Source organism: Bacillus cereus group sp. BfR-BA-01330 (assembly GCF_022663885.1).
GTDB classification, from domain to species: domain Bacteria; phylum Bacillota; class Bacilli; order Bacillales; family Bacillaceae_G; genus Bacillus_A; species Bacillus_A cereus.
In genome coordinates this window covers 1-5701 of the sequence record NZ_JAKUGK010000021.1, presented here as the reverse complement: position 1 = coordinate 5701, position 5701 = coordinate 1, and the positions used below count along the sequence as shown (strand labels likewise).

Here is a 5701-nt window from a genome sequence, read left to right as displayed (position 1 = left end):
AACACGGAAGTTAAGCTCTCTAGCGCCGATGGTAGTTGGGACCTTGTCCCTGTGAGAGTAGGACGTCGCCAAGCAACTTTAAGACGAGTCAGAATGACTCGTCTTTTTTGTGTTTATAAAAATAAGAATGGCTGGTAAATCTCAGTTTATTAAAATTTCACTTTATTGTTCACATCAACAAGTTCAAAACGCTCACAGACGAGTAACATATCTTCAGAGAAATTAAGACCAATCTCATTTAGTTCCTTTGTAAAAAAACGAACATGGGTGTCTCTCCAGTAATTATAAGTACGATCTCCTTCGCCTTCAGCGATAGCGAATTCTTCGCTTACTTCATTCATTGGTGTTACAGTTACTTCTATTGTCTTAATAATAGCTACAGGTTCATCATTACTATTGAGTATAATACTATAATCATTAGTAGTCGGTAGCGATTCATTTTCTAATTCATAAAAAATGTGACCGGAGCATGTAGCTGTTTTAATACCGTCAATTACTAGTTGTGCAAGATAATTAGGGGCATCCCCAAATTGCCAAGCTGTAACAGATTCTGGTTTTTTGTTGTTTCCCCAATAAGTATCCCAATATGTCTGTGCTAATTGATTCATTTTTATCGTCACCTCACTCTAATTAATATTTAATCTCTTTATAATTCCTTGGAAATTTATTTATTTGTTATGCCTTTGTACTTATTTTTAATTTGTATCAGTGTTTTGCAAATTAAAAAGATACTATGTGGAGTGAATATAGTTTGTAAATATGTTCTGTACATATATGGGATCTTTAATTTTCCAATTGCATTTTATGATAAAGGACATAGTTACTTAAAGAACGTTCAGATTATGAATGGTAGTTTATTATCACTATGTCATATTGAAGTGAGTAATACTAGAGTTGAAATAGATAAAAAAACCGATATTCTAAATTGAATATCAGTTTAATAATATGTGACTTATATGAATCTATAGCAATACGAAAAGCGTAAATAAGATAGCCAACAAAATACGGTAGTATGCAAAAGGTTTTAAACCTATCTTCTCTAAAAGCTTTAGAAAAGTTACTACTGCTAGCATCGCTACTATAAAAGAGGTAATGAATCCTACCGCGAACATAGGGATGTCATCGACACTTAAATACTTCCAACTTTTTAGTAAGTCTAAGCCTGTTGCCCCAATCATTACAGGAAGAGCTATTAGAAAAGAGAATTCAGATGCAGTCTTATAATTTACTTTTGCCAATAGACCTCCAGAGATAGTAGAGCCAGCTCTAGAAAAGCCAGGGTATACCGCTAAGCACTGAAATAATCCGATTGTTAAAGCTTGGCGGTATGTTAAATCGTCCAGTGAATAGGCTGCTGCCTCTTTCTTTTTTACTTCTGCAAAGATCATAAGAATTGCCCCTGCTACAAGTCCAATCACAACAGTGTATGGCTGGAATAAGTATGTTTTAATAATATCATGTAGTAGCAAGCCAGCAACCACTGCCGGAAATACGCCAAGAAATACATGGAACGCGTTGAATTTTTTTTCTTTCTGTATAAGAGGTTTAATATTACATAAAGAAACGAGACGTTTATGATATAAAATTGCAATAGCTAAAATTGCGCCTAGCTGAATAACAATTTCAAACGTTTTTGCTCTTTCTCCCTCAAAGCCTAATAAATGCCCGACTAATATAAGGTGGCCAGTAGAAGATATAGGTAAAAATTCAGCTAATCCTTCTACAATACCGAGTATGAAGGCAATAATGATATCGCTCATAGTTTCACTCCTATACATTAATGAATGTCTACTTTTTTAAAATAGAATAGTGTTGCAATAAATCCGGAAATTGTCGTTACTGCAATGATGATATAAGAATACTCTGGTGGATATGTCGGTTGTAATTCGTTATTTGCGATATCTAGAGTAGCGGTCCACGGAAATAAATCTTTATGCTTGGAGTTTACGAGCATAAGATTAGTCATTGTAATAATGACTGTTAATATAATGGGTGGTACATAGCTCTTCATTACAAGAGTTAGTAGCACAATAGGTGAAGACAATAGAAAGAGAAGTCCACCACATATTAAAAATTCTAGGAAAGAACCTAAAAGTAAAGAAATGTTAAAACCAGGGAAGTTCCCCAATAGCCCTAATATTAAAGTAAGTGCCCAAGCGACTAAAGTTAGCATCATAATCCAAAGAAAGAGAATGATGAATTTACTTGTAATAAAGCTAATGCGTGACACGGGGATAGTTAGTAAATTTTTCAGTGTATCTTCTGTATATTCGCGGGTAAGCAAATAAGCAACCACTACTCCATATAAGGGGAATCCTATAACTAAAGTAGTATATAAGTTAACGTCAGTAAATAATTGATCGAACCAAATAGTTGGAGTTGGCTGTTTTGTTTTTATATGTATATAAGAGGCTACTACAACTAAGAAAGGTGCGACACCAGCACCAATAATGCTAATTAAAAACATATTAGAGCGTTTTAGTTTTAAGAGTTCTGTATAGAGTAGATTAACCAATTGTTCCACCTCCAACTAGTTTGGTGAAATAATCTTCTAGTCTATCTTCACTTATCATCATTTTTAATACTTCAATATCGTTAAGAACGAACGTTCTGTTTATGTATCCTTGTTGTCCAAAATGAGAGTAAATACGAATATTTCCTTCATCATGTACTTCATAATCAAAAATTTGAAGATGATTTTCTAATAACATCACAGCTTTATCGTCATTATTCACTTGAAACTCTATGTACTTACGGTTTGCTTTGCGTAGCGTATCAAGAGAAACTTCTTCTAGTAACTTTCCTTCATGAATAATTCCGATACGATCAACTAACTGTTCTACCTCGGCTAATATGTGACTAGAAATCAGTATTGTTATATTTCTTTCTTGAGCTAAAGAATGAATAAGTTTTCGCATTTCTTTAATACCAATAGGGTCTAGTCCGTTAGTTGGTTCATCTAATATGAGTAGCTCAGGATAATGGAGAAGAGCACGCGCAATTCCTAAGCGTTGCTTCATTCCTAAAGAATACTTTCCTACTAACTTTTTTGTCTCATGCTGCAAGCCTACTATTTCTAATGCTTCTTCGATAGCATTCTTTTTGTGAACCCCAATTATTTTTGCATTAATTAATAGGTTTTCTTTTGCAGTTAAGTTTTCATAAAATCCTGGAACTTCAACTATAGAACCAATTCTGCTTAAAATATCTTTTTGATTTTGGAATAAGTTCTCTCCGAATATTTCAATCGTTCCACTTGTAGGCTTTATAAGACTAAGCAGCATGCGAATGGTTGTTGTTTTACCAGCACCGTTGCGGCCTATGAAGCCATAAATCTCCCCTTGTTGAACATTAATATTTAAATTATCTACTGACTTTTGATTGCCATATACTTTAGTAAGGTTAGTCGTTTTTATAATTGTATTTATAGGAGACACCTGCTTTCTATAAGTTCTTACTTACATCATAAAAAGGAAGGCTTAACTGCATATTAATCATTTCTTAACTATTTCTTAAAAGTATTGTGTTTTGGAATAGAAAAGCCAAAAGTAGTTCGTTTCCATGGAGTACTTTCAACCCATATATGTCCACCGTTTTTCTCAACGAGCGCTTTGGAAATAGAAAGCCCGAGACCGCTACCACCAAATGAAGAGTTTCTTGATTGTTCGCTTCGGTACATTCGCTCAAATACGTTTTGTAAATCATGTTTTGGAATACCAGGGCCTTGATCCCAAATATGAAGTTCGTATTCTGCATCAGCTTCTAGCAATTCGACTCCTATTGTTTTCCCATCCTTTCCGTAATAAATTGCATTTTTCATTAAATTACCGATAATCCGCATAATGCTTAGATGATCTGCGATGATAGGACAAGTAGACTCTGGTATGCGAATTTGCAGTTCGATGTTATGTTTTGAGAGCTCAGGTAAAAATTCAATCAAAACTTCTCTAGTAACTTCAGAAAAGTCGAGTTCTTCTTCTTTTAGTGGAAATTCATTAGCGTCTAGCTTCGCCATATTGAATATTTCATCAACTAGGTGCTTTAAGTTATTTGATTTCATATAGAGTATTTTAAGATATTCTTGTTTTTCTATTTCAGAAGCAGCAACTCCGTCTTTCAAAGCATCTATATATCCGATAATGGAGGTGAGTGGTGTTCGTATATCGTGGGAGATACTAGACAAAAGTTGTTTTCTGGATTCCTCGGATCTTTTGGCTTCAATTTGAACCTGCTCTAATTTACCTATTAGCTCGTTTATTGAAAAAACGATATTATGTAATGAGTGGTCATTGCTTGTGAATAATCTCGTTTGTAAGTTTCCTTTTAGTACACGACTTAATTTAGTATCCATTGCTTTGCGATGTTGAATGAATTGTATTCTTGAAAAGAAGAGATAAATTGTAATTAAGATAAGGATAATAAATAAAGACATTTTTATTCTTGGATCCATTTGTATGTTTAAAATCCCGCAAATGATAAGTTGTAATGAAATCAGGAAGAGGGTTTTATCAGTCTTCAAGCTTTTCACCTACAAACTTATAACCAATTCCCCATATAGTCTGAATGAATTTTGGATTGGAAGGGTCAATTTCTATTTTCTTTCTAAGTTTTCGAATATGTACCATAACGGTATTGTCATCTTCTATATAATTATCGTCCCATACATTTCGGAAGAGCTGTGTTTTTGTAAATACTTGCCCTGGGTTTGAAGTAAAGAATTTTAACAGTTCCAGTTCTTTTCCGGTTAAGCTAATTTCTTCTTTGTTTGTATGAACTGTGTATGTATTTAAATTGATAGTTAGTCCTTTAAAAGATAAAGTTGTTTTTTCTTGAGCAGTATTGTTACTTCCGAGAACTAAAAAACGCCGCATAAGAGCTTTTACTCGTGCAATTACTTCGTGAATGCTGAAAGGTTTCGTAATATAATCATCAGCACCAATGCTTAAACCTAAAATTTTATCAACTTCGTGATCTTTAGCGGTGAGCATTAATATAGGTACGTTAGTTTTATCTCTAAGTTTTTTACATACCTCGATTCCATCTATTTTGGGCATCATAAGATCTAGTATAACGAGGTTATAGTTATTTTGATTAAATAAATGTAAGGCTTCTTCGCCGTTGATTGCAGTGTCTACCATGTATAATTCTCGTTCTAAATATATTTTTAATAAATTTCGGATTTCTTTATCGTCGTCTGCTATAAGGATACGTATATCTTTCATATCTTCACCTGCTTCTAATAGAGTTTTATTGATAGTACAACAACTCTCTAATTATATACTAGTATTTGTTAAAATAAGGTTGCTAGTTTTGTTGGAGGAAAACGTCCACACAAGTTAAGTCTAGAGTTCAAATTAACTCGAATATATTTGGAAAAACAAATTAAAGAGAAGCAGAAGGTGTGCTCCGATAATGAAATCCTATAGAGACGTATTTAGTTAAAAGAGCATAAAAATATTAAATTGAAGTTCTTTATAAAAAAGTGTTGACGATTATGCTTTAGAGGTGTAATATAAAACAAGTCGCCGATGACAATAACGTCGTAAGCGACAAACGAAATGAAAAACTTAGTTGACATTGAAAGATGAAAATGTTAACATAAGGAAGTCGCAAATGAGCGGCCAAGTAGTTCTTTGAAAACTGAACGAAACAAACAACGTGAAACGTCAATTTTTATTTTAGATGCTAGACAAACTAACTT

6 protein-coding genes are annotated in these 5701 nt (G+C 33.4%); all 6 read right to left on the bottom strand.

The window, feature by feature from the left end:
- Window positions 1-149 precede the first annotated feature (149 nt).
- The gene (locus MR112_RS28470; protein WP_001072420.1) at window positions 150-608 is read right to left on the bottom strand and encodes an ASCH domain-containing protein; all 459 of its coding nucleotides are present in this window, start codon (window positions 606-608) and stop codon (window positions 150-152) included.
- Window positions 609-962: 354 nt separating this feature from the next.
- Window positions 963-1760, bottom strand: a complete 798-nt coding sequence (uppP, locus tag MR112_RS28465; RefSeq protein ID WP_001279957.1) for an undecaprenyl-diphosphate phosphatase UppP — start codon at window positions 1758-1760, stop codon at window positions 963-965.
- Between the two features lie 17 nt (window positions 1761-1777).
- Window positions 1778-2515, bottom strand: coding sequence for an ABC transporter permease (locus MR112_RS28460; RefSeq protein WP_000247711.1), 738 nt, complete (start codon window positions 2513-2515; stop codon window positions 1778-1780).
- The gene (locus MR112_RS28455; protein ID WP_000074581.1) at window positions 2508-3437 is read right to left on the bottom strand and encodes an ABC transporter ATP-binding protein; all 930 of its coding nucleotides are present in this window, start codon (window positions 3435-3437) and stop codon (window positions 2508-2510) included. Before MR112_RS28455 ends, MR112_RS28460 begins: the two co-directional genes overlap by 8 nt.
- A 68-nt stretch (window positions 3438-3505) precedes the next feature.
- Window positions 3506-4519, bottom strand: a complete 1014-nt coding sequence (locus MR112_RS28450; RefSeq protein WP_000845329.1) for a sensor histidine kinase — start codon at window positions 4517-4519, stop codon at window positions 3506-3508.
- A complete protein-coding gene (locus tag MR112_RS28445) occupies window positions 4509-5222 on the bottom strand; it encodes a response regulator transcription factor (RefSeq protein ID WP_000651997.1) in 714 nt (237 codons plus the stop codon). The genes MR112_RS28450 and MR112_RS28445 overlap by 11 nt, the downstream gene beginning before the upstream one ends.
- Window positions 5223-5701: the final 479 nt, after the last annotated feature.